The 26,115-nt window shown below is 70.2% G+C and carries 31 protein-coding genes; 9 read left to right on the forward strand and 22 right to left on the reverse strand.

Annotated elements, in window-relative coordinates; translation table 11 throughout:
• Positions 1 to 22: 22 nt before the first annotated feature.
• The 7 genes from B7438_RS00275 to B7438_RS00305 form a co-directional block, all read right to left on the reverse strand.
• On the reverse strand, positions 23 to 1,117 hold the full coding sequence (locus B7438_RS00275) for a glycosidase (protein ID WP_085367347.1): 1,095 nt from the start codon (positions 1,115 to 1,117) through the stop codon (positions 23 to 25).
• A gap of 40 nt (positions 1,118 to 1,157) precedes the next feature.
• Positions 1,158 to 2,030 (reverse strand): carbohydrate ABC transporter permease, encoded by an 873-nt coding sequence (locus B7438_RS00280; protein ID WP_085367348.1) that lies wholly within the window; start codon positions 2,028 to 2,030, stop codon positions 1,158 to 1,160.
• The gene (locus tag B7438_RS00285; RefSeq protein WP_085367349.1) at positions 2,030 to 2,941 is read right to left on the reverse strand and encodes a carbohydrate ABC transporter permease; all 912 of its coding nucleotides are present in this window, start codon (positions 2,939 to 2,941) and stop codon (positions 2,030 to 2,032) included. Before B7438_RS00285 ends, B7438_RS00280 begins: the two co-directional genes overlap by 1 nt.
• Positions 2,942 to 3,002: 61 nt before the next feature.
• Positions 3,003 to 4,334, reverse strand: a complete 1,332-nt coding sequence (locus B7438_RS00290; RefSeq protein WP_085367350.1) for an ABC transporter substrate-binding protein — start codon at positions 4,332 to 4,334, stop codon at positions 3,003 to 3,005.
• A gap of 185 nt (positions 4,335 to 4,519) precedes the next feature.
• Positions 4,520 to 5,545 (reverse strand): LacI family DNA-binding transcriptional regulator, encoded by a 1,026-nt coding sequence (locus B7438_RS00295; protein ID WP_085367351.1) that lies wholly within the window; start codon positions 5,543 to 5,545, stop codon positions 4,520 to 4,522.
• A 72-nt stretch (positions 5,546 to 5,617) separates the two neighbouring features.
• Positions 5,618 to 6,511, reverse strand: a complete 894-nt coding sequence (locus B7438_RS00300; protein ID WP_085367352.1) for an oxidoreductase — start codon at positions 6,509 to 6,511, stop codon at positions 5,618 to 5,620.
• Positions 6,511 to 7,314: a helix-turn-helix transcriptional regulator gene (locus B7438_RS00305; protein ID WP_256921808.1), complete on the reverse strand. Its 804-nt coding sequence runs from the start codon at positions 7,312 to 7,314 to the stop codon at positions 6,511 to 6,513. The genes B7438_RS00300 and B7438_RS00305 overlap by 1 nt, the downstream gene beginning before the upstream one ends.
• A gap of 75 nt (positions 7,315 to 7,389) precedes the next feature.
• Here B7438_RS00305 and B7438_RS00310 point away from each other — a divergent pair, with 75 nt between their 5' ends.
• Entirely contained in the window at positions 7,390 to 8,688 is a 1,299-nt protein-coding gene (locus tag B7438_RS00310; protein WP_085367354.1) for an MFS transporter, read from the forward strand.
• A gap of 138 nt (positions 8,689 to 8,826) precedes the next feature.
• Positions 8,827 to 9,057 carry a hypothetical protein gene (locus tag B7438_RS00315; RefSeq protein ID WP_085367355.1) on the forward strand — a complete coding sequence of 77 codons (231 nt, stop codon included), beginning with the start codon at positions 8,827 to 8,829 and terminating at the stop codon, positions 9,055 to 9,057.
• 26 nt (positions 9,058 to 9,083) lie between these two features.
• Here B7438_RS00315 and B7438_RS00320 read toward each other — a convergent pair whose 3' ends face one another.
• Together B7438_RS00320 and B7438_RS00325 are read right to left on the reverse strand one after the other, a co-directional pair.
• A complete protein-coding gene (locus B7438_RS00320) occupies positions 9,084 to 10,253 on the reverse strand; it encodes a cell wall metabolism sensor histidine kinase WalK (protein WP_085367645.1) in 1,170 nt (389 codons plus the stop codon).
• A gap of 13 nt (positions 10,254 to 10,266) precedes the next feature.
• A complete protein-coding gene (locus B7438_RS00325) occupies positions 10,267 to 10,983 on the reverse strand; it encodes a response regulator transcription factor (RefSeq protein WP_085367356.1) in 717 nt (238 codons plus the stop codon).
• A gap of 114 nt (positions 10,984 to 11,097) precedes the next feature.
• Here B7438_RS00325 and B7438_RS00330 point away from each other — a divergent pair, with 114 nt between their 5' ends.
• The 3 genes from B7438_RS00330 to B7438_RS00340 are packed head-to-tail and all read left to right on the forward strand — an operon-like array spanning position 11,098 to position 13,063.
• The gene (locus tag B7438_RS00330; protein ID WP_179150693.1) at positions 11,098 to 11,760 is read left to right on the forward strand and encodes a glycosyltransferase family 2 protein; all 663 of its coding nucleotides are present in this window, start codon (positions 11,098 to 11,100) and stop codon (positions 11,758 to 11,760) included.
• Positions 11,757 to 12,392 carry a DUF2064 domain-containing protein gene (locus B7438_RS00335; RefSeq protein WP_085367358.1) on the forward strand — a complete coding sequence of 212 codons (636 nt, stop codon included), beginning with the start codon at positions 11,757 to 11,759 and terminating at the stop codon, positions 12,390 to 12,392. The genes B7438_RS00330 and B7438_RS00335 overlap by 4 nt, the downstream gene beginning before the upstream one ends.
• Positions 12,389 to 13,063 carry a class I SAM-dependent methyltransferase gene (locus B7438_RS00340; protein WP_085367359.1) on the forward strand — a complete coding sequence of 225 codons (675 nt, stop codon included), beginning with the start codon at positions 12,389 to 12,391 and terminating at the stop codon, positions 13,061 to 13,063. Before B7438_RS00335 ends, B7438_RS00340 begins: the two co-directional genes overlap by 4 nt.
• On the opposite strand, the gene B7438_RS00345 is transcribed toward B7438_RS00340, so the two are convergent.
• The 4 genes from B7438_RS00345 to B7438_RS20745 are packed head-to-tail and all read right to left on the reverse strand — an operon-like array spanning position 13,014 to position 14,632.
• Entirely contained in the window at positions 13,014 to 13,457 is a 444-nt protein-coding gene (locus B7438_RS00345) for a hypothetical protein (RefSeq protein ID WP_085367360.1), read from the reverse strand. The genes B7438_RS00340 and B7438_RS00345 overlap by 50 nt on opposite strands.
• Entirely contained in the window at positions 13,454 to 13,522 is a 69-nt protein-coding gene (locus B7438_RS21000; protein ID WP_373270179.1) for a hypothetical protein, read from the reverse strand. Before B7438_RS21000 ends, B7438_RS00345 begins: the two co-directional genes overlap by 4 nt.
• Positions 13,519 to 14,064 (reverse strand): molybdopterin-dependent oxidoreductase, encoded by a 546-nt coding sequence (locus tag B7438_RS20740; protein ID WP_256921809.1) that lies wholly within the window; start codon positions 14,062 to 14,064, stop codon positions 13,519 to 13,521. Before B7438_RS20740 ends, B7438_RS21000 begins: the two co-directional genes overlap by 4 nt.
• Positions 14,054 to 14,632 carry a hypothetical protein gene (locus tag B7438_RS20745; protein WP_256921810.1) on the reverse strand — a complete coding sequence of 193 codons (579 nt, stop codon included), beginning with the start codon at positions 14,630 to 14,632 and terminating at the stop codon, positions 14,054 to 14,056. The genes B7438_RS20740 and B7438_RS20745 overlap by 11 nt, the downstream gene beginning before the upstream one ends.
• 112 nt (positions 14,633 to 14,744) lie before the next feature.
• Here B7438_RS20745 and B7438_RS00355 point away from each other — a divergent pair, with 112 nt between their 5' ends.
• Genes B7438_RS00355 through B7438_RS00365 form a run of 3 tightly spaced genes read left to right on the forward strand, consistent with a single transcriptional unit; the run spans position 14,745 to position 18,108 of the window.
• On the forward strand, positions 14,745 to 16,190 hold the full coding sequence (locus B7438_RS00355; protein ID WP_256921811.1) for a glycosyltransferase 87 family protein: 1,446 nt from the start codon (positions 14,745 to 14,747) through the stop codon (positions 16,188 to 16,190).
• Positions 16,187 to 17,035 carry an MTAP family purine nucleoside phosphorylase gene (locus tag B7438_RS00360; protein ID WP_085367361.1) on the forward strand — a complete coding sequence of 283 codons (849 nt, stop codon included), beginning with the start codon at positions 16,187 to 16,189 and terminating at the stop codon, positions 17,033 to 17,035. Before B7438_RS00355 ends, B7438_RS00360 begins: the two co-directional genes overlap by 4 nt.
• Positions 17,032 to 18,108, forward strand: a complete 1,077-nt coding sequence (locus B7438_RS00365; RefSeq protein WP_085367362.1) for an NAD(P)-dependent oxidoreductase — start codon at positions 17,032 to 17,034, stop codon at positions 18,106 to 18,108. The genes B7438_RS00360 and B7438_RS00365 overlap by 4 nt, the downstream gene beginning before the upstream one ends.
• A gap of 4 nt (positions 18,109 to 18,112) precedes the next feature.
• Here B7438_RS00365 and B7438_RS00370 read toward each other — a convergent pair whose 3' ends face one another.
• Both B7438_RS00370 and B7438_RS00375 read right to left on the reverse strand, forming a co-directional pair.
• On the reverse strand, positions 18,113 to 18,313 hold the full coding sequence (locus tag B7438_RS00370; protein WP_085367363.1) for a hypothetical protein: 201 nt from the start codon (positions 18,311 to 18,313) through the stop codon (positions 18,113 to 18,115).
• 35 nt (positions 18,314 to 18,348) lie between these two features.
• The gene (locus B7438_RS00375; protein ID WP_085367364.1) at positions 18,349 to 18,981 is read right to left on the reverse strand and encodes a TMEM175 family protein; all 633 of its coding nucleotides are present in this window, start codon (positions 18,979 to 18,981) and stop codon (positions 18,349 to 18,351) included.
• 38 nt (positions 18,982 to 19,019) lie between these two features.
• On the opposite strand from B7438_RS00375, the gene mraY reads away from it, so the two are divergent.
• The gene (gene mraY, locus B7438_RS00380; protein WP_085367365.1) at positions 19,020 to 20,126 is read left to right on the forward strand and encodes a phospho-N-acetylmuramoyl-pentapeptide-transferase; all 1,107 of its coding nucleotides are present in this window, start codon (positions 19,020 to 19,022) and stop codon (positions 20,124 to 20,126) included.
• Positions 20,127 to 20,150: 24 nt separating this feature from the next.
• On the opposite strand, the gene csrA is transcribed toward mraY, so the two are convergent.
• From csrA to fliP, 7 genes are read right to left on the reverse strand one after another with little or no spacing between them, the layout of a single operon-like run.
• Positions 20,151 to 20,390 (reverse strand): carbon storage regulator CsrA, encoded by a 240-nt coding sequence (gene csrA, locus B7438_RS00385; protein WP_085367366.1) that lies wholly within the window; start codon positions 20,388 to 20,390, stop codon positions 20,151 to 20,153.
• A 9-nt stretch (positions 20,391 to 20,399) separates the two neighbouring features.
• Positions 20,400 to 21,170: a hypothetical protein gene (locus B7438_RS00390; RefSeq protein ID WP_256921812.1), complete on the reverse strand. Its 771-nt coding sequence runs from the start codon at positions 21,168 to 21,170 to the stop codon at positions 20,400 to 20,402.
• A gap of 4 nt (positions 21,171 to 21,174) precedes the next feature.
• Positions 21,175 to 23,223: a flagellar biosynthesis protein FlhA gene (locus tag B7438_RS00395; RefSeq protein WP_085367368.1), complete on the reverse strand. Its 2,049-nt coding sequence runs from the start codon at positions 23,221 to 23,223 to the stop codon at positions 21,175 to 21,177.
• Positions 23,223 to 24,311, reverse strand: a complete 1,089-nt coding sequence (locus B7438_RS00400) for a flagellar biosynthesis protein FlhB (RefSeq protein WP_085367369.1) — start codon at positions 24,309 to 24,311, stop codon at positions 23,223 to 23,225. Before B7438_RS00400 ends, B7438_RS00395 begins: the two co-directional genes overlap by 1 nt.
• A complete protein-coding gene (locus tag B7438_RS00405) occupies positions 24,308 to 25,069 on the reverse strand; it encodes a flagellar biosynthetic protein FliR (protein WP_085367370.1) in 762 nt (253 codons plus the stop codon). The genes B7438_RS00400 and B7438_RS00405 overlap by 4 nt, the downstream gene beginning before the upstream one ends.
• Positions 25,069 to 25,344, reverse strand: a complete 276-nt coding sequence (locus tag B7438_RS00410; protein ID WP_085367371.1) for a flagellar biosynthetic protein FliQ — start codon at positions 25,342 to 25,344, stop codon at positions 25,069 to 25,071. The genes B7438_RS00405 and B7438_RS00410 overlap by 1 nt, the downstream gene beginning before the upstream one ends.
• Complete coding sequence (fliP, locus tag B7438_RS00415) at positions 25,341 to 26,114, reverse strand: flagellar type III secretion system pore protein FliP (protein WP_143465522.1); 774 nt, start codon at positions 26,112 to 26,114, stop codon at positions 25,341 to 25,343. Before fliP ends, B7438_RS00410 begins: the two co-directional genes overlap by 4 nt.
• Between the last annotated feature and the right edge of the window lies 1 nt (position 26,115).

A 26,115-nucleotide genomic window follows, 5' to 3' on the forward strand; every position in this document is an offset into this window, starting at 1 on the left:
TCGCTGAGGTGGGGGTTGGGGGTCAGGGGGTGCGGACCAGGCGTGCGACCGAGATCCGGGTGTCGGCCGCACCGTAGAAGACGAAGTGCTCCCCGCCGATCTTCTCGATCGCGGTGGGGAAGAGCACGTTCGCCACCGTGCCAGCGGTCTCGTCCGCTGTCTCGGGGGTCATCAGGGGCTCGCTGGTCCTGGCGAGGACCCGCGACGGGTCGTCGGCGTCGAGCAGCATGGCGCCGACGACGTAGCGCACGGTGAACGCCTGCGGCACGAACGAGCCGCCCGGCAGGTCGCCGGTGACGCCGTGGTGCAGCAGCAACCAGCCCTCCGGCACGCGGAGCGGAGCGGGGCCTGCGCCGATCTTCAGCGCCTCCCAGTCGTACTCCGGGCCGGCGACGAACCGGTGACCGGCCGGCCTGGTCAGCGCGGTCAGGTCGCGAACGGCCTCGTCGACCGGGATGTACGAGATCCAGATGCTGGCGCGCGCGTCCGTCACGCCGGCAGGCAGCGGTGGCTGCTCCTCGGGGCGCACGAAGCCGAAGTCCCACATCGGCCGGTGCAGCATCGCGAAGCTGGGGCGGCCATCCGGGTCGGAGACGATCTCGGGGAAGAAGACGACGTCTTTGTTCGGGAACAGGTTGAGGTCGGTGTCGAGCGCGTCGTCGTAGGCGAACTGGATCGGGCCGAGCCTGCGCCAGGTCACACCGTCGGTCGACACGGCGAGCGCCGGTTTCGGGCCGAGCGGGCCGAACGCCACGTACGACATCACGTGGATGCCGAGATCCTTCAGCGGGGTGATGCGCGGGTCCTCGACGCCGCCGTGACCCGTGCCGTGCTCCCAGCCGCGGTCCGCCTCCAGCGCGACCTCCAGCCCGTCGACCGCGGTCGGCACGCCGTCGGTCACCACGACCCTGGCCCGGCCGATGCTGGACACGTTGTGCTCGGCCACCAGGCGGGGGAAGAGGTGCACGGTCCCATCCGGGTCCTGCACCGTCGCCGGGTTGAGCACGCCGTCGACCTGGCGCGGATCTGCCGGGTCCGGCTCCATGACGACGCCGGCGCGCTCGAGGACATACGGGACGGTGACAGCGGTGCTGACGGCGGGGACGGTGGTGGACAACAGGACCTCTCTTGCGGGGTAGATGGTGCGGGGAACGGGGTCAGCCCTTGACGGCGCCGACGACGCCGTTGACCAGGTAGCGCTGAATGAAGATGTAGCCGACGATCAACGGCGCGGCGACGATGAACGTGGCCGCCGCGAGGAGCGGCCACTGGTTGCCGTACGTGCCCTTGAACGCGTAGAGCCCGACGGTCACCGGGAACTTGGTGGGGTCGGCGAGCAGGACGGTCGCGAGGATGATCTCGTTCCAGATCCACACCGCCTGCAGGATGAACACGGTCACCAGGGCCGGGCGGGCCAGCGGCAGGATGAACGTGAAGAGGTAGCGCCAGTAGCCCACCCCATCCATCGCGGCGGCCTCGTCGAGCTCGCGCGGGATCGACTTCACGAACCCGCTCAGCAGCAGCGGGCCGACTCCGACGCCGACGCCGACCAGCAGGATGTAGCCGAGTTGCGTGTCGTACAGCCCGAGCCGCAGGAGCAGCTGGAACTGGGTGATCAGGGCGTTCGGCAGGAACAGCACGAGCACGAACACGATGGACCAGTACTTGGCGCCGCGCACGTAGCCGCGGGCGACCGGGAACGCCAGCACCAGCGTGAGCAGGGTGCCGATGGCCGATCCCGCTGCGGTGTAGATCACGCTGTTCAGGATGTACGCGCCGAAGTCGCCCTTCTCCCACGCGGTGGCGAAGTTGCTCCACTGCGGGTCGGAGACCAGGCCGACGGGGTTCGCCACGAACTCCGCCTGCGATTTCAGCGCGGTGTTGAGCAGGTAGAGCAGCGGGAACAGGAACACGATCATCAGGATGAGCGCGCAGATGTACGCGCCGACCGGGATGCGCCGCCGACGGCGCACTGTCGTCTCGCTGGAGCGTTCCCTCGTCGCCGGCAGCGATTCGGTGGACGTGGTCATCACAGTTTCGCCTCTCGTCGGCGCAGAATCGTCAGGGCGATGATCGAGACGACGGCCACCAGCACGAACTGGACCATAGAGACCGCTGCCGCATAGCCCTGCGACTGCGACAGCGTCGTACCGGATGCTCCGCCGAAGCCCTGCACGTAGACCAGGAGCGAGAGCACCTGGGTGGAGCGGTTGTTCGGACCGCTGAGCACGTAGATCAGCTGGTAGCTCTGCAGGGCGTTGACGATGCCGAGGAGCACGTTCGCCGTGATCGACGGAGCGAGCAGGGGCACCGTGACGCTCCGGAAACGCTGCCAGCCGTTCGCGCCGTCGATCTCGGCCGCTTCGTTCAGCTCCTCCGGAACCGCCTGGAGCCCGGAGAGGAAGATGATGACGGAGACGCCGAGCACCATCCACACCTGCACGACGATCACGAGCGTCAGCGCGAGGCGCGGGTCGCCGAAGAACGCCGACTTGCCGCCGAAGAGGTCGAGCAGCGACGCGGCGGGCCCGCCGCTCACGTTGAAGATCAGGGACCAGACGAGGCCGGTCACGGTCACGCCCAGGATGGTGGGCATGAACACCACGGCACGGTAGAAGTTGCGGCCCCTGAGCCGGCGGTTCAGCAGCACGGCGATCGCCAGGGCGACGACGATCTGCACCACGGTGCTCGCGACGGCGAAGATGATGGTGTTCCGCAGCGCGTTCGCGCTGTCCGCCCATTTGGCCGGCGAGAAGAAGTCGACGTAGTTCTGCAGGCCGACGAAGTTGATCGGGAGGCCGGGCAGACCACGGAGGTCGGTGAAGGATGCGACGAGCACGCCGATCGCCGGCACGAAGCCGAAGATGCCGAGCAGCAGCATCCCGAGCCCGAAGGTGACCCGGACCGGCGTGCGGCGGGGGAAGGGGAATGATTCAGTCATGGTGTCTCTCGACGCCCGGGGCGGGTGGCCGGCACTGCTGCCGGCCACCCTCCCGGCAGCGTCATCCGGCCGCCGACCACGCCTTCTGAGCAGCCTCGGCGGCTTGCTCAGGCGTCGCGGAACCGAGAGGGCTCAGGGCGGGGTAGTTGAACGGGAAGACCGCATCCTGACCGGCCTTGTTGTTGGCGAACCAGACCTGGTCCCACGCCGGCTCGTACGACTTCGTGTACTCGCCGATCGACTGGAGGAACGCACTGGTGGATGCGTCCGGCTGAGCCGATGAGAAGCCCGACTTGCTGAGGAACAGCTCGTAGTTGGTCTTGTCGGAGAAGAACTTCAGCCAGGCGAGCGCCGCCGTCTTGTTCTTTGCGGAGGTCGGGACGGCGAGCTGGAGCTCGGTCTTCCCGTTCAGCAGCGCGTTGTCCGATGCCTTGTCCGATCCGGGGAAGGGGAAGTAGCCGTAGTCGAACGACTTCGCGACCGCCGCGTCGAGCGTCGGCTGATCCCAGGTTCCGTCGACCGTCATCGCGAAGTCGCCGGCCGCGAACCCGGCAGGGATGGAGGCGTAGTCGGCTCCCGCCGCACCTTGCTGCGAGTTCTGCAGCACGAATTCGGTCTGCTGCAGCACCTTGACCTCTGTCGGGTCGGTGAGCTTGGCCTTGTTCGTCCAGAGTTCCTTCGCCAGCTGCTGCTTGTCGGCGACCGTCGGGTAGAGCGACGCGACCGAGGCGAGCATCGGAAGACCGGCCGGCCAGCTGTCCTTGCCGCCCATCCCGAACGGGGTGACGCCCTTGGCCTTGAGCGCGTCGACGACGGCCGTGAACTCGCTCCAGGTGGTGGGGACCTTCAGCCCGTTGTCCGCGAAGATCTTCTTGTTGTAGAAGACGCCCGTGTAGTAGCTGACGCCGGTCGGCACCGCGTACTGCTTGCCGCCGATGGCCTGCGCGTCGAGCAGGCTCGGCGTGTACTTCTTCAGGAACGCCTCGTCGGTGAGGTCGACGAGGGCGCCGGCCTTGGCCAGTCGCGCGTCGTCCGTCGCGGCGTCCTTGGCGTACGAGGGCGTCTCCATGAGGCCCTTCACCACGAACAGGTCGAGGTTGCCCGCGGTGAGGCGGGACGACTTGGTGGCCGGATAGTTGTCGTTGGAGACAGTGGAGAAGACCACGTCCACCTTCGGGTACTTCTTCTCGAATGCGTCGTTGACCGCGCGGAATCCGGCGTCGGTGGCGTCGCTGCTCGAGACGAGGAGCTGGAGCTTGCCGCTCGGCTCACCGCCGTTCGTGTCGCCGGTGCCGCTGGAGCAGGCCGCCAGCCCGCCGATCGTGGCCGCCGCAACGACGCCGGCGATGATCCGCCGGCCGAGTGTCGTGCTGCGCAACCTCTTCGTCGCCATGTGATGTCTCCTCATCGAGTTCGGGTCGGTGCAGGTGCAGGTGCAGTGCTTCGGGTGTGTCCAAAACGTTTCGGATCGCACAGCGTGCGTTTACCGAAACGTTTCGGTAGCTCATGCTGTCATGCTTGAGTGCGCGAGGACAACCCCCATTCGGGGGTCACGCGGATGGAGCTCTACCGTGGGGCTCAGCGTCCGGCGGGAGCCGGCCCGGTGGAGTCCCTGGCGATGAAGGCCGCATCCGAGATGCGCACGTCGTCGACCGCGCCGTCGGCGATCAGGTCGATGAGCATCCTGCCGGACTCCCTGCCGAGCTCCCGCGGGCTGGTGTGCACGGTCGTCAGCGACGGCCGCACGTATGTGCCGAGGCGGATGTCGTCGAATCCGGCGACCGACAGCTCCCCCGGCACGTCGACGCCCAGGTGCTGCGCCTGGGCGATGAGCCCGATGGCGGACAGGTCGTTGGCGCACACCACGGCCGTCGGCGGCTCAGCGAGTTCGAGGAGCGCGGACGCGGCGGACGCGCCGGCGAGGTAGGTGAAGTCGCCGGGGACGACGGGGCCGGGCGTCAGCCCGAACTCGCGCATCGCGGTCAGCCACGCGCGCTCGCGCTGCGCGGAGTGGATCATGTCCTGCCGGCCGCCGACGTACGCGACGCGGCGATGACCATGCTCCACGAGGTGCTCCACGGTGGCCCGGATGCCCGCATCCGGATCCTGCCTGACCGCCGGGATGGGGAAGTCGGCTCCCGGATTGATCGCGACCGCCGGCAGGCCGAGCTTTTCGATGAGCGCGATGCGCGGGTCGTCGATTTCCAGGTCGTTGACCAGGACGCCGTCGACCCGGCGGTCGGCCGCGAACTTCTCGTAGCGCTGCAGCACCTGGCCGGACTCCGCGGTGATCTGCAGCACCAGCGCGTATCCGCGGGGGTCGATGGCGTCTTCGATCCCGCCGATGAAGCCGCCGAAGAACGGGTCGAGCTCCAGCACATCCGGATCCCGGTGCAGCACGAGGCCGACGGTGTACGCGCGGCGGCCGGACAGGCTCTTGCCGCGGAGCGACGGCACGAATCCGAGCTCGGCGGCGATCCGGACGATGCGGTCGCGGGTGACGTCCGACACCCCGGGACGTCCGTTGAGCGCGCTCGAGACGGAGCTGATCGCCACGCCGGCCTTGTTCGCCACGTCGACGATGGTCACACGCTCATCTGCCACCAGTGCACCCCATTTCCGCGCTCGCCGAGCGACGGACATCCTATGCCGAAACCGGCACGCCAGGATCGCGTGTCAGCCGGGGCCGTCGCTCGTCGCGGCCAGAATCGGGACGAGCACGTCGCTGATCGGGGTGTCGATTCCGAGGGCACGACCGCGCCGCTGGACGATGCCGTTCCTGACGTCCCATTCGAGCGGCTGATGCGCCTCGCGGTCAGCGAGGATCGACGTGCCGAGGTCGGCGGGGAACGCGCGGAACTTGTCGAGGAGGCGTTGCGGTTCGTCGTCGTCGAGCCTCGCTCCCTCGGCCAGAGCGACCGCGAGACACTCCCGGAGGTAGGCGATCGACAGCGCGGCGATGTCGTCGCGGGCGAACATCCCGGCGCGGCGTCCCGTCAGGGCCATCAGACCGGCGACGGCGTTCTGCAGCAGCTTCCTCCAGGCGAGCGTCGTGAAGTCGCCGGAGACCTCGACCGCGCACATCGTGCCGTCGAACAGGCGCTGCACGGTGTCCGCTCCCGCGCTGTCCGGAAGGGTGAGCCTGGCCTCTCCGCGGAGCTCGACCGAGCCGTCGGGGTGGCGTTGAGCGGGGAACCAGACGATGGCAGGCAGCACGACGCTCTCCGGAGCCAGGGGCCCGACCGTCTCCACCTGCTCGACGCCGTTCTGCAGCACGCACACGATCGTCCGCGGACCGCACAGGACGTCGAGCCAGGGTGCAGCAGCGGCGATCTGGGTGGCCTTGACGGCCAGGAACACGACATCCACGGGGCCAGGCACACGGGCGGGATCGGTGAGGACCGGTCCGGGCACGACCACGGTGCCACGGTCGGTGCGGAGCCTCACCTCCGCGCGCGGAGAGCGGCCGACGATCGTGAGCTGCTGTCCGCGTTCGTGGAGCGCCGCGGCGACGGTCGTGCCGATCGCGCCGGGTCCGATGACCGCCACCGTCTGCCCATCCGGATCCATCACGCAGACAATCTACCTCCCGTGGATGGCGTGGCGGGTCGGAGCGAACTGCGGTACTGGCCGGGGGTCATCCCGACCAGCGGCGAGAACTGCGCGATGAACTGGCTCGTGCTCGCCCACCCGCAGGCCGCCGCCGCGTCGGTGACCGTTGCGCCGCCGGCGAGGAGCACGAGGGCGCGATGCACCCGGAGCTGGAGGCGCCACTGCCGGTATCCCATGCCCGTCTCTTCGCGGAAGAGCCTACTGAGCGTGCGCGCGCCCACTCCGGTGTGCTCCGCGATGCTCACCAGCGAATGCGGAGACGCGAGATCCCGTTCGACCTCGCGCGCGACGGCGCGCAATCGCGGATCCCGCGGTTCCGGGAGGTGAAGGGGCTGCTCGGGGGTCGTCGCCGCCTCGTCGACGATCACGCTCCTGAGCCGGGCGAGCGCGGACTCCGATCGCGGCAGGCCCGAGGTGATCGCCAGCGCGGCCTCCCGCGCCAGGGCGGAGGCCACGAGCACGGCGGGCCGGTGAGGCAGGGATTCCGCGGCCGCGTCATCGAGATAGACGACCCGCATGTCCGTCCGCCCGTAAGCGCGGTGCGAATGCTCGATGCCCGCCGGCACCCAGGCGAACCGATTGGACGGGGCGATCCACGTGCCGTCGTCCGTCACGAGCGACAGCACGCCGGAGGCCGCGTGAACCAGGTGCCCGAGAGGGTGCGAATGGCGCGGCGAGGTGTCTGCGTGGGCGACGAGGTACGCGCCCTCCGTCGTGAGATCGCCGCCCGCGGTCTCGAGGCGGAGATCATCCAGAGCCACTGCTTGGCGAGAAACCGACACAATCTGGAAGTTTAGGTGTTTCGCGTGCCGGGTGACAGCTGCTGAACTGCCGGAATGACAACGATCAGTGAGCCACCGGACACCGCTTCGACCCCCGCCATCTCCCGGCGCCCCGCTCGCGGAGCGGCGTTCTTCAGCGCCTATGTGGCTGCCGGGCTGTTGCTCATCGCGTTCAATCTGCGCATCGGCGTCGCATCGGTCGGGCCCGTGCTCTCCTCCATCCAGAGCGGTCTGGGCGTGTCGCCTGCGACCGCGAGCCTGCTCACGACGATCCCGGTCTTCGCCTTCGGGGCGTTCGCGTTCCTCACCCCGGCTCTCACCCGCCGCGTCGGGCTGCACCGGCTTCTCGGGATCACGATGGCCGCGGTCGCGATCGGCATCGGCGTCCGGTTGATCCCGTCGCCGATCGCCCTCTTCGGCGGCACGGTGCTCGTGGGCGCCGCCATCGCCGTCGCGAACGTGTGCATGCCCGCCGCCGTCAAACAGGATTTCGGGCACCGGGTCGGGCTCATGATGGGGCTCTACTCGACCTCCCTGTTCATCGGCGCCGCCGTCGCCGCCGGTCTCACGGTGCCGCTGATGTCCGCGTTCGGCGGGTCGTGGAGGGAGGCGCTCGGATTCTGGGTCGTCCCCGCCGTCCTGGCGCTCGTCGTCTGGATTCCGCGCGCGCTCAGGAGGCCGGGTCGGCCGCCGGTCGCGGACGCGCCGGTGGCCCACGCGCCGATGGCCGACGCCATCACCGAGCCTCGCGACGAACCGCGGTTCGCGCGCCTGTTCCGCGATCCCGTCGCCTGGGCGGTCACCGGGTTCATGGGGCTGCAGAGCCTGAGCTACTACGCGGCCCTGACCTGGATCCCGTCCATCCTGCACGACGCGGGAACCACCCAGCACGACGCGGGCCTCCTGCTGGCGTACTCGAGCATCCCTGGCATCCTCGCCGCGCTGACCGTGCCGGCGGCGATCGGCAGGCTGCGGCCGGCCTGGCTTCCGGTCGCGGGTTCCGCGGTGCTCTGCGCCGTCGCCTTCGCCGGGCTGCTCCTCGCGCCCTCCGATGCGTTGCCGTGGGTCTGGATGACGGCCCTCGGCCTCGGGCAGGGCGCCGCCATCGCGCTGTCGCTGACCTACATCGTCCTGCGTTCGCCCGACGCCAGGCACACCGCACACGTCTCGACGATGGCGCAGGGGATCGGGTACCTGCTGGCCGGATTCGGGCCGCTCGCGCTGGGCGCCCTCCACTCCGTCACGGGCGGCTGGGCGGTGCCGATCATCGCCCTGATCGCGCTGCTCATCCCGCAGCTCCTGACCGGCGCGGCGGCGAGCCGCGAGCGTCACGTGCTGAGCGGCGGTCGTTGATCGCCGAGCCTCGTGGATGCTGCACGAACGTGCGCCGCGCATCCCTAGCCGCGCCCCGGCCGCGGGCGTAGGCTCACCTCACGACAGCGTGCCGACGGTGAGCGAGGTCTGCTCAGCCTGTCGGCGGAAGGAGCCAGGATGAGCACGAACGAGCCAGACCGCGAGCCGGTGGACCGCGACGACCTCGAAGGCAGCTACACCGAGGTGGACGGCGAGGCCCCGATGGAGCGCACCGTGCACGGCCAGTACACCGAGGAAGAGGGCGTCGGCCCCGACCCTGCGGTCAAGGGCAGCTACACCGACACCGACGAGGCCGCCGAGGTCCCCGCGGAGGAGGAGCAGGGCGACTACACCGAGCGCGACCGGTAAGCGTCAGCGCTCAGCGATCCCAGGCGTCACGACGGGACCGTCGCCGCTCCGGCCGAACCGACGCGGCTGAACCGCGGAAGCGAGACGTCGAAGCGGCAGCCCCGTGCGGTGTTCTCGACAGAGACGTCTCCGTCGTGCGCGGCGACGATGCCGTGCACGATCGCGAGGCCGAGGCCTGCTCCGCCCGAGCCGACGCCGTCGCGCGGCGTTCGCGCCGTCGTGCCGCGCCACCCGGCGTCGAAGACCTTGCCCAGGTGCTCCTCCGGGATTCCCCCGCCCTCGTCGATGACGCTCAGCACGACGGTCGACGCCGACGCCTCACGGACGGCGACGTGGATGCTCGTGCCGGCCGGCGAGTGCTCGATCGCGTTCGCAAGCAGGTTGTGGACCACGCGGGAGAGCTCGCGCGCGTCGCCGAGGACCGTCAGGTCGCCGTCCTGCGACTCGTTGAGCGTCACGGAGTGCAGTGCGGCGAGCGGGGAGAGGTCGGCGACGGCGTCGCTGACGAGGTCGTAGAGCGAGAGCGGTCCGAGTTCGAGTTGCAGCGATGACGACTGGATCTTGGACAGCTCGAACAGGTCGTCCACCAGGTGGCTGAGGGTGTCGCATTGGCTGCGCAGCTGGCGGTAGTAGCGCTGCGGGTCCTCCGCGATGCCGTCTTCGAGCGCCTCGGCCATCGCCCGGAGGGCGGCGAGCGGAGTCCGGAGGTCGTGCGAGATCCAGGCGACCAGCTCGCGGCGGGACTCGTCGAGCATCCTCACTTCCTCCCGGGATTCGGCCAGGCGCCGCGAGATGTCGGCGAGTTCCTGTCCGAGCGCGCTGAACTCCCCGCTGTCCTGCGGGGTCGCAGCGACCACGTGCCCGTCTCCGACGGCGCGCGTCGCGTTCCGCAGCGTGCGGCTCGTGCGCACCAACCCCATCCCGAGCACAGCGGCGACGCCGAGGCTGACCACGGCTGCCACCCCGATCACCCAGGCGAGCACCACGAAGTCGTGACCGGATATGTACATCGCCTGCGCAATGGCGATGGTGCCGCCGACGATGGATGCGATCGCCGCAGCGACCACGATCCCCAGCCTCAGCAGAATGGATGCGCGCCGCAGCGCCCTGAGCACGAGCACCGCGACGCCGGAGATGACGGCGGCCACCACCAGCGTCGTCCCGACGATGGCGGCGAGGTCTGCTGGAGCGATCACCTGCACCCCTCCTTCACGCGTTCATCCGGTAGCCGACGGCCCAGACCGTGGTCAGGAACTTCGGTTTGGTCGGGTCGTCCTCGATCTTCTCCCGCACCCGCCGCACGTGCACCGTCACCGTGGAGAGATCGCCGAAGTCCCATTGCCACACCTCTTTGAGGAGCTGCTCGCGACTGAAGACCTGGTCGGGATGCTTGAGGAAGAACGCGAGCAGGTCGAACTCGCGGGCGGCGAGCGTCAGCGGGCGCCCGCCTCTCGACACCGTGCGGTTGGACGGGTCGATGGAGAACTCGCCCAGGTCGAACGGCGCCTCCCTGGTCAGCTCCGTGACGCTGCGACGGAGGATCGACTGCACCCGCAGCACCAGCTCGCGCGGCGAGAACGGCTTGGCGAGGTAGTCGTCCGCGCCCGCTTCGAGACCTTCGATGCGATCGTCGGTCGAGCCGAGAGCGGTCAGCATGATGATGGGCGCGGCGTTCAGCCTCCGCAGCCGACGGGCCACCTCGATGCCGTCGATGCCGGGCAGCATCCGGTCGAGGACGACGAGGTCCGGTGGCGTGCGTTCGGCCAGCGCGAGCGCCGCGAAGCCGTCGACCGCCTCGTCGACGATGAGCCCGACGGAGCGGAGGTAGCCGCTGGCCACCTCGCGCACGGTCGGATCGTCCTCGACGACCATCACGCGACGGTCGCGGATGTCGCGGACCGGTCGCGCAGGGAGCGGTGACGTCATTGACTCAGGATAGGTCGGTCGACAAGCACTCGCGACGACGGGATCCGACCGTCCGCGTTTCGTAAGATTCTGGCTGCCCGGCGGCCGGGGGCGCTGCGTAGCGTCGGGTCCGTGATGGATCGAATCGACGTCGTGTTCCCCTGCCTCGACGAGGCGGAGGCTCTCCCCGCGCTGCTCGCAGCGCTCCCTCCCGGGTACGGCGCCATCGTCGTGGACAACGGATCCACCGACGGCAGCGCGGCGGTCGCCCTGGCCGCCGGTGCGCAGGTCGTCAGCGAACCGCGCCGCGGCTACGGTGCCGCCGTTCATGCCGGACTGCTGGCCTCGACCGCCGACATCGTGATCGTGAGCGATGCGGACGGCACGATCAGCCCCGCGCAGTTCCCCGCGCTCGTCGCCCCCGTCGCCACCGGGGCGGCGGACTTGACCATCGGGCGGAGACGACCGGCCTCGCCGCGAGCCTGGCCTCTCGTCTCCCGCGCGGCCAACGGGGTGCTCGCCCGGATGCTCAGCGCCAAGACCGCTGCGAGCATCCGGGATCTCGGTCCCGTGCGGGCCGCGCGCCGTGCCCCGCTGCTCGCCCTCGGCGTGGAGGATCGCCGCAGCGGCTACCCGGTGGAGCTGGTGCTGCGCGCCGACCGGGCCGGCTGGCGGGTGCGGCAGGTGGACGTCGACTATCTGCCCCGCATCGGGAGGTCCAAGGTGACCGGCACGGTCGGCGGTGCGTTCACGGCCGTCGTCGACATGCGCCGCAGGCTCGCGGCGAGCGCGCGATGACCGCGCTGGCCGTGATCGCCAAGGAGTGCATCCCCGGCCGCGTGAAGACGCGATTGCAGCCGGAGTTCAGCGCCGAGGAGGCCGCCTGGATCGCCGCCGCGGCGCTCGCGGACACGCTGCGGGCGGTGGAGGCGCTCCCCTCGACCAGGCGCATCCTCTACTTCGACGGCGTCGCCGCCCCGGAGGGCGCGGCCGACTGGGAGCTCCTGCCCCAGGTCGGCGGCTCCCTCGACGAGCGGATCGCCTGGCTGTTCGACGCGGTCGACGAGCCGCTCCTGCTGCTCGGGATGGACACGCCGCACGTCGACGTCCGCTGGTTCGACCCGGTGTTCTCCGGGTGGAGCGAGCGGAACGGCGGCGCGGACGCCTGGTTCGGCCCGGCCACCGACGGCGGCTTCTGGGCGCTCGGGATGCGCGAACCGGCCGGCGCTCTCGTGCGCGGGGTTCCGATGTCCACCGACCGTACCGGCGCCAGGCAGCTGGAACGCCTGACCGGGGCCGGGATGCGCGTGCGGCTGCTCCCGCCGCTGACCGACATCGACACGGCGGCGGACGTGCCCGCCGCTGCCCGGCGCTCGCCCGCGCTGGCAGAGCTGCTCCGGTCGCTCGGCACCCGAGAGCTCGCGTCGTGAGCACCGTCGGGTCGCTCACCAGGGACAGGACGGCCGCGTTCGGCCGCGGTGGAGCGGAGCCGTACGACCTCGCGCTCCGCGGTGGAGGCGGTCGGCTGGACGTCGTCGTCGACGGCAGGGCGGCGACGCCGCTCGACGTCTCGCTCTTCCTCTCCGACGCGACGGAGCACGAGCGGCAGCTGCTCGGCCTGACCTCCGGACCGGTGCTCGACATCGGCTGCGGCCCCGGCAGGATCGTGCGCGCGGCCATCGAGGCCGGGCGGCTCGCCCTCGGCATCGACATCTCCTCGGCGGCCGTCTCGCACGCCAGGGCGCTCGGGCTGCCCGTGCTGCGTCGGTCGGTCTTCGACCGGCTTCCGGCCGAGGGCGCGTGGGGCGCCGCTGTGCTGCTCGACGGCAACATCGGGATCGGCGGCGACCCGCGGCTCCTGCTCGCGCGCGCGTCCGCCATGCTCGGCCCCGGCGGCCGGATGCTCGTGGAGACGCACGCCGAACCGTCCAGGTTCGCCAGTTTCGACGCTCAGCTCGTGCATCCCTCCGGCGGGCGGAGCGCCTGGTTCCCGTGGGCGGAGGTCGGTGCTGACGCTGCCGGCGCGTTCGCTGCCGAGCTCGGGATGAACGTCAGGACCGTCGAGACCGGCGGGCGGACCTTCGTGCTCGCCAGCCGATGACCGCAGAGGCGAGCGCGACCAGCACGACGATCGCCACCCAGAGCACGGCGAGCCTCTGGCCGTAGTCGCCGGGCACGACCGTCGGGTTCCTCGGCCCGCGCGCCTGCGCGATCAACTCAGGAACGACCATCGCCGTCAGCAGGGCGCCGACCGCGAGCCCGAGCTGGACGACCGTCACGACGGCGGACGGCAGCCGCCGTCCGGCACGGCGCAAGACAGCATCCACGACCGTCACCACGGGCACCAGCACAGCGTCGTGGACGATCACCGCGCCGGCGAGCCAAACGACCACTCCGGCGATCTCGCCGACGGTCAGGTCGATGGCGAAGAAGACGACCCCGCATCCGATCAGCGCGATGCCGACCGCCGCCACGAGGCGTCGCGCCCCCGTCACGGCAGCACCTCGATGGAACTCAGCCACTTGGTCTGCAGCACGCCCGGCCGGCCCGGCGCGATCACCCTGGCCGGATAGCCGTGGTCGAGGTCGAGCGGCTCGCCGTTGAGGCGGAGGCGACCAGAGTCGTGGGGTCCTGGGCGAACTCGGGTCCCATCGTCGTCACCCGGTACGGGCCGCGCTGCTGCAGGCTGGCGATCCGGATGCTCGCGTCCGCCGGCGCGCCGACCAGGCGCAGGAGGTCGCGCATCCGCACGCCGCCCCAGTCGGCCGTGGTGCTCCACCCCTCCACGCATGCGATCGGCAGCGTGGCAGTAGCGGCGGGAATCCCGTGCAGGTCGGCGAGCGTGAGGTGCCGGATGCTGGCGCCGTTCGCGACGGTCAGCCGCCAGTCGTCCGCTCCCGCCGCCATGACCACCCCTGCGGCCTTCGCCGTCACGTTCACGGGGAGCGCCTGCGGACCGAGGCGCTGGACGCGCGGGGCGAAGAGGTTGAGCGGAGCGAGCCAGCCGAACGACTGTCCGGCCGTGAGCGCCACCGCGGTCACGGCGGACGCTGCGATGGTGCCGAGCACCGCGCGGCGGGTGATGCCGTCGTCAGCCGTCATCGGTGACGCTCCGATCCTCTGCTCGGCTCCTGCGGCGCCAGTACCGCGCGATCGTCGGGAGCTTGACGGCGATGTGCACGGCGATCGAGCCGACGAGCACCCACGCCAGCGCGTAGTGCGTCTGACGGAAGGGGAGCGGGAAGGGATACCACTGGTACGTGTTGATCAGCCCGATCACCGGCTCCACCAACGCGCTCGACACGAGGAGCGCGATCGAGCCCCGCTCGACGGCCTCGCGCAGCGACCGGATGGGCGGCCAGACGAACAGCCGCGGGTAGACCGTCCACAGCTTGCCGAGCAGCAGTGGGAAGATCGCGACGCCCACGGTGATGTGCAGCCCCTGCGTGAAGGCGTAGAAGTCCGGCCAGGTGGGGAACCGCATCCCGGGCAGCGGCTCTTGCAGCAGGTGGCTGTAGACGCCGGTGACGAAGCAGATCAGGAAGGCGATGGCGAGCAGCCGGCCGATCACCACGGTGGCTCGTGCCGTGCGAGCGGGCGCGGCGAGCACCGCCTGGGCGTGCGTCATCCGCTGGGCGATGACGCCGGAGAGCCGCTCGGTGACCGACATGCTCTCGATTGTGATCCGGACCGGCTGCTCGCGACGGCGGCAAATCTTACGATCCCCGAACGAGGTGCCCGAGCGGCGGTCCGCGGCAGCGCGGAGCGGTGAGACTTTCGGTGTGAAGGTCACCGTCCTGCCCGTGCTGGCCGTCTCCGTGCTGCTCGCGGCGCTGGTGACGGTCACCGCTGTGTCGACGGCGACCGTCGACGGTTTCGCGCCGGGCGGCGGAGCGACGCTCGGCGTCACGACCGGTGTGGCCTGGGCGCTCGCGGTGGCGGCCTTCCTCCTCCTGCTGCTGGTCCGCGGTCGCGCAGCGCTCATCCTGGTGCTCGCCGGCTCGGCAGCGCTCGGCGTCGCCGCCCTGGCCGGTCCGCCCAACCTCAGCACGGACTCCGCGCGCTACGCCTGGGACGGCATCGTGCAGAACCACGGCGTCTCCCCGTACGCGCACGTGCCGGCGTCCGACGCACTGGATCAATACCGGGTGCCGTGGCTGTTCCCCGCCCCGGCCGACGGCGCCGACGGCGCGGAGCACTGCACCGGCTCGCGGATCGAGCAGACCACGAGCATCCCAAGCGGTGGGACGCTCTGCACCGCTCTGAACCGCCCCCACGTGCCGACCATCTACCCGCCGGTCGCCGAGGGCTTCTTCGCCGCGGTGCGTTCGGTGGTCCCCGACGACGCCGAGTATCTTCCGCTGCAGGTCGCCGGTCTGCTGCTGAGTTCCGCCACCACCGTGCTGCTCGTACTCGGGATGCGCAAACGCGGCCTCGACGTCCGCTGGGCCGCCGTCTGGGGCTGGTCGCCGTTCGTCGCGGCCGAGGCGGTGACCAACTCCCACGTGGATGCGCTCGGTGTCTTCCTCATCGTGGCCGCCACGTTCGCGGCGGTGCCGGTCTCCGTCGGCGCGCGCGACGGTCTGAGCCGGCGGCGCGCCCTGCTGGTCGGCATGGGGATCGGGCTGGCGATGGCGACCAAGTTCGTGCCGGTCATCGCCGCCCCACCCCTCGCCAGGCGACGCCCGGTCGGAGTCGGCGCCTCGGCCGTGCTCACGTTCGCGCTCACCTACGTGCCATACGTCGCGATCACGGGCTGGTCGGTTCTCGGCTACCTCCCCGGGTACCTGAGCGAGGAGGGCTACGACAGCGGCTCCCGCTTCGCGCTGCTGTCCGGCGTGCTGCCCAGCGCCGCCGCGACGGTCGTGGCCGCCGCGCTCATCCTGGCCGTACTGATCGCCTCGTGGTGGTTCGCCGACCCGGCGCAGCCGTGGGTCGCGCAGGTCGTCTCCATCGGCGCCGTCCTGCTCATCGCAAGCCCGGCCTACCCCTGGTATGCGCTGGTCCTCGTGCCGTTCATCGCCCTCAGCCGCCGCTGGGAATGGCTCGTGGTGCCGTTGGCGCTCAGCGTGCGGACGCTCGTGCCCGGCGGTGTGGGGGCGACGCTCGTCATCCTCGCCGCCGCCGTCTTCGCGGGCGGCGCCACGGTCGTGCGGTGGCGGCGGCGACCCACCAGACCCCCGGCGACGACGCTGGAGCCCGCATCCCTGACGAAGGAGACACCATGACAACAGCAGCGATCGGAGTGATCGGCGGCTCCGGCCTGTACCGGCTGTTCGACCGCGGAGACGCCGAGAGCATCGCCGTCGATACGCCGTACGGCCCACCGGCGGGTCCGGTGACCATCGGTGAGCTCGGCGGTCGCCGGGTGGCGTTCATCGCCCGCCACGGCGAGCGCCACTCGCTGCCGCCGCACCGGGTGCCGTACCGTGCGAACGTCTGGGCGCTCGCCTCGCTCGGCGTGCGCGTCATCGTGACATCGTCCGCCGTCGGCGGCATCTCCGCCCGCGCGACGCCCGGCGCCTTCCTCGTTCCCGACCAGCTCATCGATCGCACCCACGGCAGGCCGGACACGTTCTTCGACGGGACGGACGTGCAGCATCTGCCCGCCGCCGACCCGTTCGACCCCGCCATGCACGAGATCGCGGTCGGAGCCCTGCGCTCGCTCGGCGAGCGGGTGATCCCGGACGGGACGAGCGTGGTCATCCAGGGGCCGCGATTCTCGACCAGGGCGGAATCCGCCTGGTTCCGTGCGGCCGGGGCCGACATCGTCAACATGACCCAGTATCCGGAGGCCGTGCTCGCCGCGGAACTGAACATCGGCCTGGCGACCATCTCGTTCATCACCGACACGGATGCGGGCACCGCAGACGGCGACACGGCGGAGTCGGCGGACGCCGCCCTGGTGCTCGAGCGGATGGCGAACGCCGGGCCGCGCATCCGGGCCGCCATCGCGGCGACCGTGGCGGCCGTGCCGGACGGGTACCGCGCCCGGCGGCTGATCCCGGAGGCGGCGGTCGAGCGGGTGCTCTCCGCGCCTGTGCGACGGGATGCGCTGGAGGACGCCCGATGACGCACCTGCTCGTCACCGGCGGGCTCGGCTTCATCGGCTCGCACATCGTCGAACGCGCCGTCGACCGCGGCTGGCGGGTGACGGTCATCGACTCCCTGCGGCCGGATGTGCACGCCGATGCCGCCGTTCCGGAGTGGTTCGACGGGTTGCGCGGCGACGTCGACCTGGTCGTCGGAGACGCGGGCGACACCTCCGTCGGGTTACTGCGCTCCGTGGATGCCGTCTGCCATCAGGCCGCGAAGGTCGGGCTGGGCGTCGACTTCTCCGACGCGCCGGACTACGTCGCGTCGAACGTCGGCGTCACGGCGCGGCTGCTCGCGGCGATGGCGGGCGCCGGGCTGCGCCGCCTCGTGCTCGCCTCGTCGATGGTCGTCTACGGCGAGGGCCTCTACCGCGACGGCGGAGTCGTGCGACAGCCCCCGGAACGGTCGGTCGCCGATCTCGATGCGGGCCGTTTCGACCCCCTGGACGCGGACGGCCGGCCTCTGGAGCCCCTGCTCATCGCGGAGGACGACCCCGCCGATCCGCGCAACGTGTACGCCGCCAGCAAGCTGGCGCAGGAACACCTCGCCCGCTCGTGGGCCCGGTCGACGGATGGTCGCGTCGTGGCCTTGCGCTACCACAACGTCTTCGGCACCCGGATGCCCATCGGCACGCCGTATGCGGGGGTCGCCTCGATCTTCCGCACGAGTCTCGCGGCCGGACGTCCGCCGCGCGTGTTCGAGGATGGCGGCCAGCGCAGAGACTTCGTGGACGTGCGCGATGTCGCCGATGCCAATCTGGGTGCGGTCGAGCGGCTGGGAGACCGGCCGGACGGCACCGCCCGCGCCTACAACGTCGGCAGCGGCGTTGTACGCACGATCGGAGACTTCGCCCGCGCTCTCTCGGAGGCGACGGGAGGCCCGGCGCCGATCGTCACCGGCGAGTACCGGCTCGGGGATGTGCGTCACATCACCGCATCGTCCGAGCGCATAGCGACCGAACTCTCCTGGCGAGCCGAGCGTCCGTGGACCGAATCGATCGAGGCGTTCGCCGCCGGTCCCACCCGCCAGCGCGCCGCGGTCGTCGGCTGAGCGCCTAGCGGAGCTTCTTGGCGGCCAGCTTGCGCGCCTTCTCGGCGTTCTTCTTGGCCTCCGAGCGCGCCTTCTTCACGTTGGGGTCGTTCCAGAACGACGTGGCCGCCGAGGTGATCTGGTCGTAGCGCTCACGTCCGGCGCGCGCGCCGAGGACGTAGGCGATGCCCGCGATCACGAGGATGAGCAAAAACTTGGGACGCATCGGTTCTCCTGACTGTGTCGCCCCGACGGTAGCCCTCAGGCCGTTCCCTGTGAACCCCGTCGCCGGAACAGCAGCTGCAGGAGCAGGTGCAGCGGCCTGCCGAGGAACAGGACGAGCAGCCAGAACAGGCCGACCGTGGGGAAGAGCACCGCGAGCATCAGGGCGACAGCCAGCAGGATGGTCGGGGACAGGCTGCGCAGCAGGTCGATGCTCTCGAGCGCGCCCTCTCGCAGCAGGTCCGGATGCCGCACCAGGTGCAGTTCGATGAACCACATGGCGAGACTCGCGACCACCATGTTGCCGATGTAGACCGCATCCACGTCGCCGCGGTCGCCCCCGATGGCGGAGACGAGGTTGGTGGCGAACGGGATGAAGACGATCGAGCCCAGCCAGAGGAAATTGAGCCAGATCATCGTGATCGAGTAGTCGCGGACCCGTTCGAAGACCTGGTGGTGGATGATCCAGAACCGGCCGATCACCACGAACGAGATGCCGAAGCCGAGCAGTTCGCCCTGGTGGTCGCCGATGAACGCGCCGACCGACTGGTGCTCGATGTCCGCCGCCACATCCACCAGCGGCAGGATCAGCAGGGTGATCGCGATGGCGACCGCCGCGTCGGAGAAGTTGACGAGCCTGTCGAGGCCGCGCTCGGTCCTGAGGACTGTCATGCCAGTATTCTGCCGGGTCGACTGCCAGACTTGCAGCCGTGGGGACTCTTCTTCTGGCCGGCGCGCTCGCGCTCGCCTTCTCGCTCTTTCTGACACCGCTCTTCGTCCGGCTGTTCACGCGGCTCGAACTCGGCCAGTTCATCCGGGACGACGGCCCGCAATCGCACCACTCCAAACGGGGCACGCCGACGATGGGCGGCATCGTCATCCTGCTGGCGACGCTGTTCGGGTTCTTCGTCGCCGCACTCGTCAACGGTGGAGACGGCATCTCGCCGTCGTCGCTCCTGGTGCTTCTCATGTTCGTCGGGATGGCGGCGGTCGGGTTCGTCGACGACTTCCTCAAGGTGCACAACCAGCGCAGCCTGGGGCTCGGCGGCTGGGCCAAGATCGGCGGCCAGGCGGTCGTCGCGACCGTCTTCGGCCTGCTCGCCCTGCAGTTCCCGGATGCCTCAGGACACACCCCGGCGTCCACCGCGATCTCCGCCGTGCGTGACATCCCCGCACTCGACCTCGCGCGCATCGCGACGGCGGTGCCGGTGGTCGGGATCGTGCTCTACCTGATCTGGGTGAACGTCCTCGCCTCGGCGACCACGAACGGCGTGAACCTCGCCGACGGGCTCGACGGCCTCGCGACCGGCGCATCCATACTCGCCATCGGCTCGTACGTGCTCATCGGGTTCTGGCAGTTCAACCAGTCCTGCTCCAACGCGAACATCCGGCCGGAGAACCTGGCCAGGTGCTACCCGACGAGCGATCCGCTCTCCCTCGCCGTGGTGGCCGCAGCCATCTGCGGCGCACTCATCGGCTTCCTGTGGTGGAACACCAACCCGGCGAAGATCATCATGGGCGACACGGGATCCCTCGGCCTCGGCGGTGCGCTGTGCGCCCTGGCGATCGAGTCCCACACCGAGCTCCTCCTCATCCTCATCGGCGGCCTGTTCGTCATCGAGGCGGGATCGGTCATCGTCCAGCGGGCGTACTTCAAGGCGACGCACGGCAGGCGCCTGTTCCCGATGACCCCGATCCACCACAGCTTCGAGCTGATGGGATGGGCAGAGGTGACCATCGTGGTCCGGTTCTGGATCATCGCCGGCGTGCTCATCGCGGTCGGCGTCGGGACGTTCTACTTCGAGTGGCTGAGCTAGCGCCCACGCCGAAACGACAGCCGGTCAGTCGAGGCCGAGCGACTTCTTGATGACGGCCTCCGGGTCGACCGTGGTCGCCGCGGATTCTGTCGCCTGCTGGTTGGCCTCGGTGATCGCGCGGATGACCTCGTCGCGCTGGATGCGGACCCCGCGCGGTGCGTCGATGCCGATCCGGATGCCGTCGCCGCGCGCATCCAGGATCGTCACGACGATGTCGTCGCCGATGAGCACCCGCTCCCCGACCTTGCGCGTCAATACCAGCATTGCTTCAGCCTAGCGGGGCGCGTCGTCCAGCCACAGGACGGGAAAGCCCAGCGCATCCACCGACTCCGGCGTGCTGGTGAAGGCGGCACCGGATGCGGCGATCCCGTCGACCGCGAGCACCGCATCCACTGCGGCCACCCAGGCGGCGGTGTCCTCGGCTTTGCGGGACGCGTCGACGGCCACCCAGACCTGATCGGGCGCGATCCCGGCGAGCGATTCGGCGAGCGCGGGCAGGTCGTCCGCGCCGTGCTCCAGGCCGTATGCGGCGATCACCGAGCGCTCCCTGCGCACCCCGTCCGCCCTGGCACGCAGTGCACCGCGGCGGTCGTCGACGCGCGGGGCGGCGGCGCGGGAGCAGCCGCCCGGCCGCACCTCTGCGTCCTCGACCGAGGCGGAGAAGACACGGGATGCGGAGACAGCGTCCGCGCCAAGTCCGACGACGAGCGTGAGGTCGCCGCGTCCGCGCAGGCGGGCAGGCGGTGCGGACGCGTGCGAGGGCGAGTCGGGCGGTGCGGGTGCGGGTGCGGGTGCGGGCGGTGAGACCGGAACGGCCTCCGCGGCCTCCTGCCGGGCTACGAGCGCGGCCTGCAGCCGCTCATCCAGCTCCGGCGGCTCGGGCTTCTCCGGCGACTCCTGCGTCTCCGGCGCCAGCGCGCCGGACTCCGTCTCCCCCACCACGCGCACGAGATCGTCAAGGATCGCCGCGAACGCCGCCGACGAGGTGGACACCGCGGGCAGCACCTCCTCCTCGGCGTCGCCGCCGTACTCCGCAGCGTCCACCCACTCAGGCCGCGATCGGCTCCACAACGCGCACCACCCCCACCGTCTCGATCTGCGCAGGCACGGACGTGACCTCCTGGTACGACAGCACCGCAAGGCCGCTCAGCTGCCCGGCCACCAGCCGCCGGATCGCCGGTCGCAGAGCGGGGGCGCAGACCAGGATCGCGGAGACGCCTTGGTCGTCGAGCTGCGCGGCCGTCTGCCGCAGCGAGCTGAGCACCGCTTCGAGTCGCACCGGGTCGAGCACGATCTGTGTGCCGAACTCCGAGGGCCGCAGACCTTCGAGCATGGCCTGTTCGAGGCCGGGGTCGATCATGATGACCCGCAACGTCGACCCGTCCAGGTGCGGTGCGACGACCGCAGGGCCGAGGGCGGACCGCGCGGCCTCCACCAGCCCCTCCGGGTCGTTCGAAGTCTTCGCCCGCAGCGCGAGGGCTTCCAGGATGCGCGGCAGGTCGTTGATCGCGACCTGCTCGATCAGCAGCCCCTGAAGCACCCGCTGCACCTCGGCGAGGGTCAGCAGGTTCGGGATCAGCTCGTCCACAGCAGACGGGCTCACCTGCTTCACGCCCTCGGTGAGCTGGCGCACGTCCTCGCGGGTGAGCAGCCTGGCCGCGTTCGCGGTGATGATCGACGACAGGTGCGTGATGAGCACGGAGACGCGGTCGATCACGGTCGCACCGCCGAGTTCGGCGCTGTGCCGCATCTCGCTCGGGATCCACTTCGCGCCCAGCCCGAAGACCGGCTCGACCGTCGGGGTGCCCGGCAGCGCATCCAGTGCGTCGCCGAGTGCGAGCACCCGCCCGCTCGGCGCCTGACCGCGCCCGGCCTCCACGCCGGCGATCTTGATCACGTAGGTGGAGGGCGGCAGGTCCGCGCTGTCCCTGGTGCGCACGGGCGGCACGATGATGCCCAGTTCGAGCGCGATCTTGCGGCGCAGGGCGCGCACCCGGGCGAGCAGGTCGTCCGATGCCCCGCTGACGATGTCGACCAGGTCGGGCGCGAGGGTGATCTCCAGGGCGTGCACGCGCATCTGCTCCAGCAGGTCGTCCGTGGTCTCCCCCTTGCCGGCGTTCGCGACGGCGGCCTGCGCCGCCTGCGCCTTCTTCGCGGCGGCCTGCGAGTTCTTGAGCCGCTGCGCCGCGAGGATCAGGAACGCGCCGACCAGCACGAACGGGATGGGCGGCATCCCGGGGATGAGCGCCATCACGATGGCCGCGCATCCGGCGATGGTCAGGGCGTTGCGCGACTGGCTGAGCTGTCCGCTCGCCGTCGTGCCGATGTCGGCCTCCGCGTTGGAGCGCGTGACGATCATGCCGGTGGAGACCGCCATCAGCAGCGCGGGGATCTGCGTGACCAGGCCGTCACCGATGGTCAGCAGCGTGTACGAGTTGACCGCGTCGCCGATCTCCATGCCGCGCTGGATCATGCCGATGGCGATACCGCCGACCACGTTGATGACGATGATCAGGATGCCCGCGATGGCATCGCCCTTGACGAACTTGGATGCGCCGTCCATCGCCCCGTAGAAGTCCGCCTCCGCCGACACCTCTGCACGGCGGGTGCGGGCCTGCTCCTCGGTGATGAGACCGGCGTTGAGGTCGGCGTCGATCGCCATCTGCTTGCCGGGCATGGCGTCGAGGGTGAAGCGCGCGCCTACCTCCGCGACGCGCTCGGCACCCTTCGTGACCACGATGAACTGGATGACGATCAGGATGAGGAACACCACGGCGCCGATGATGATGGAGCCGCCCACCGCCACATGCCCGAACGCCTGGATGACCTGGCCGGCGTATCCGTCGCCGAGCACCAAGCGGGTGGATGCGACGTTGAGGCCCAGCCGGAACAGGGTCGCCACCAGCAGCAGCGACGGGAAGACCGAGAAGTCGAGCGGCTTCTTGACGAACATCGTGGTGAGCAGGATGACCAGCGCCAGCATGATGTTGACGATGATGAGCGTGTCCAGCAGCCAGGCGGGCACAGGGACCACGAGCAGCATGATGATGCCGACGACCCCGATGGGCACGGCGACTTTGGTGGTGGTCGATCTCATCAGATGCCTCCCAGGATCGGGGTCATGGTGTGGGTTCCGTATGCGGAGCCGCGGGCCTTCAGCGACATGACGAACGCGAGCACCCTCGCCACCTGGTTGTAGAGGTCGACGGGGATCTCGTCGCCCAGTTGGCATCCTGCGTGCAGCGCGCGGGCGAGCGGGATGTCCTTCACGATCGGCACCCGCTCCTCCTCCGCCTTCTCGCGGATGCGCTGCGCGATGGTTCCGGAGCCCTTCGCGACCACGCGCGGGGCCGACTTGCCCGGCTCGTACTTGATGGCGATGGCGATGTGCGTCGGGTTGACGAGCACCACATCCGACATCGCGATGGCGGCGATCATCCTGTTGCGGCTCATCGCGAGCTGGCGGGAGCGGCGCTGCGACCGGATCAGCGGGTCGCCGTCGCTGTTCTTCTGCTCGTCGCGCACCTCGCGCTTGGTCATGCGGGTCTGCTTGCGGTTGCGGCGCATCACGACGAGCACGTCGAGCCCTGCGAGCACCAGACCGGCGCCGACCGCGGCCTGCAGCAGGCCGGTCGCGCCGCTGGTCGCGGCGGCGAGCAGGGAGTTCAGGGACAGGCTGCCCGCGGTCAGCAGCACGGGCATGAGCCCCTGCACCACGAGGTAGAGGCCGACGGCGACGACCGCGGACTTGAGCAGGGTCTTCGCGCCCTCCCAGAGCGCTCGCATCCCGAACACCCTGGCGACGCCCTTGACGATGTTGAACTGCTCGTACTTGCCCTCGAGCTTCTTGAGGTGCACGCCGCCCTGGGCGGCCGCCGCGCCGATGATCGCGATGGCGGCGACAGCCAGCAGCGGGCCGATGGTGCCCAGGATGCTGCCGAGCCCGTCCCCGAGGGCCTTCAGCGCTGCCGCGGGGTCCGGGTTCTCGATGATGGAGCGCACGGTGAACAGCTGGTCGACCCCTGCGCTGCTGCCGAGCCCGATGGTGAACGGCAGCATCACGGCCGCCGCCCCGACGCCCACCCACGCGGTGAGGTCCATCGACTTGCCGAGGCGGCCCTTCTCGCGGGCCTCCTTCATCCGCTTGTCGGTCGCCTGTTCTGTGCGTTCCTGCGCGTCGCTCATCGGCCCACCCCCAGCATCGTCTTGACAGCAGTACCGGTCAGGCCCTCGACGACCCCCGGCAACGCAACGAACAGCACCGCGGAGAGCACGACGGTGAGCATGATCTTCAGCGGGAAACCGAGCGAGAAGGCGTTGAGCGCCGGTGCCACGCGCGTGAGCAGGCCGAGGCCGACGTCGGCGAGGAACAGCACCACGATCAGCGGTCCGGCGATCTGCACGGCGGCCACGAACATCTGGGTCACCCCGGTGACCATCTGCTTGGCCGGGTCGGAGAGGTCGATGCCCGCCGCCAGCGGGATGGCGTCGTACGAGCGGATCAGCCCGCCGATGATCAACTGGTACGCACCGGATGCGAACAGCAGCGCCAGCGCCGTCATCTGGAACAGCCGGGTGAACTGGGCGCCGTTGATCATCGACTGCGGGTCGAACGCCTGCGCCAGCTGGAAGCCGCCGAACAGGTCCACCAGGCTGCCGGCCGACTGCACGGCGGCGAACACGAGGTAGACCAGGAAGCCGAGCGTCGCGCCGACCGCGAGCTCCCGCAGCAGGTCGACGAGGAACATCCCGATGTCGGCGGAGTGGTACCCGGCGGCGACCCGTGGGGCGACGGCCACGGCGAGGCCGATGGCGAGCATCCCTTTGATCTGGGCGGGGATGCCGTTGTAGGAGAACGGCGGCGCGATCACCAGGAACGCGACCATGCGCAGCGACGCCAGCGCGATGGCCTCGATGGTGGACAGGTCGATGGGGATGTACATCAGCCGCCGCCCAGGAGAGACGGGATCTTCTCGAACAGCACGTTCGTGAAGGTGATCAGCTCGGAGATCATCCAGTGCCCGCAGACGATGAGCGCTACCCCGACAGCAGCAGCCTTCGGCACGAACGAGAGCGTCACCTCCTGGATCTGGGTGATCGACTGCACCAGGGAGATGGCGAAGCCGACCACGAGCGCCGTGACCACGATCGGCGCGGCCAGCTTGGCGGTGATCATCAGGCCCTGCATGGCGATGTCGAGGACCGCGTTCGCGTTCATCCGCCACCCCGATAGCTCGTGATGAGGCTCGTGATGACGAGGCCCCAGCCGTCCACCAGCACGAACAGCAGGATCTTGAACGGCAGCGAGATCATCACCGGCGGGAGCATCATCATGCCCATCGACATCAGCGCGGCGGAGACGACCATGTCGATCACCAGGAACGGCACGAAGATCACGAAGCCGATGATGAACGCGGCCCGCAGCTCCGAGATCATGAACGCCGGGATGAGCGTGAGCATCGGGACGGCGGACGGGCTCGCCGGGTTCGGGCGCCCGGCCGCACGCGTCATCAGCGCGATGTCCTCCTCGCGGACGTGCGCCAGCATGAAGCCCCGCAACGGCCCCTCGGCCAGATGCACCGCCGCGGTGAAGTCGATGTGGCCGTTCAGGTACGGCTGAACGGCCGAGTTGTTGATGTCGATCAGCACCGGGCTCATGATGAACAGGCTGAGGAACAGGGCGAGGCCGGCGAGCACCTGGTTCGGCGGGATCGACGGCAGCGCGAGGGCGTTCCTGGTGAGAGCCAGGACGACGAAGATCTTGGTGAACGACGACATCATCAGCAGCAGCGCGGGTGCGACGGACAGCAGGGTGATGCCCAGCAGGGTCAGGATGGCCGCGGACGGCGTCCCGTTCGGTCCGTTGATGTCGATGGTGACGCCGCCGGTGCCTCCGCCGGGACCGGCCGGACCGGTCGGGGTGGGGACCGGCTCAGGCACCATCGGCAGCGGGGCTGCGTGCGCGACGTTCGCCGTGAGCAGCACCATC

Source organism: Leifsonia sp. NCR5 (assembly GCF_002105485.1).
In the GTDB taxonomy this organism is placed as follows: Bacteria; Actinomycetota; Actinomycetes; order Actinomycetales; family Microbacteriaceae; genus Leifsonia.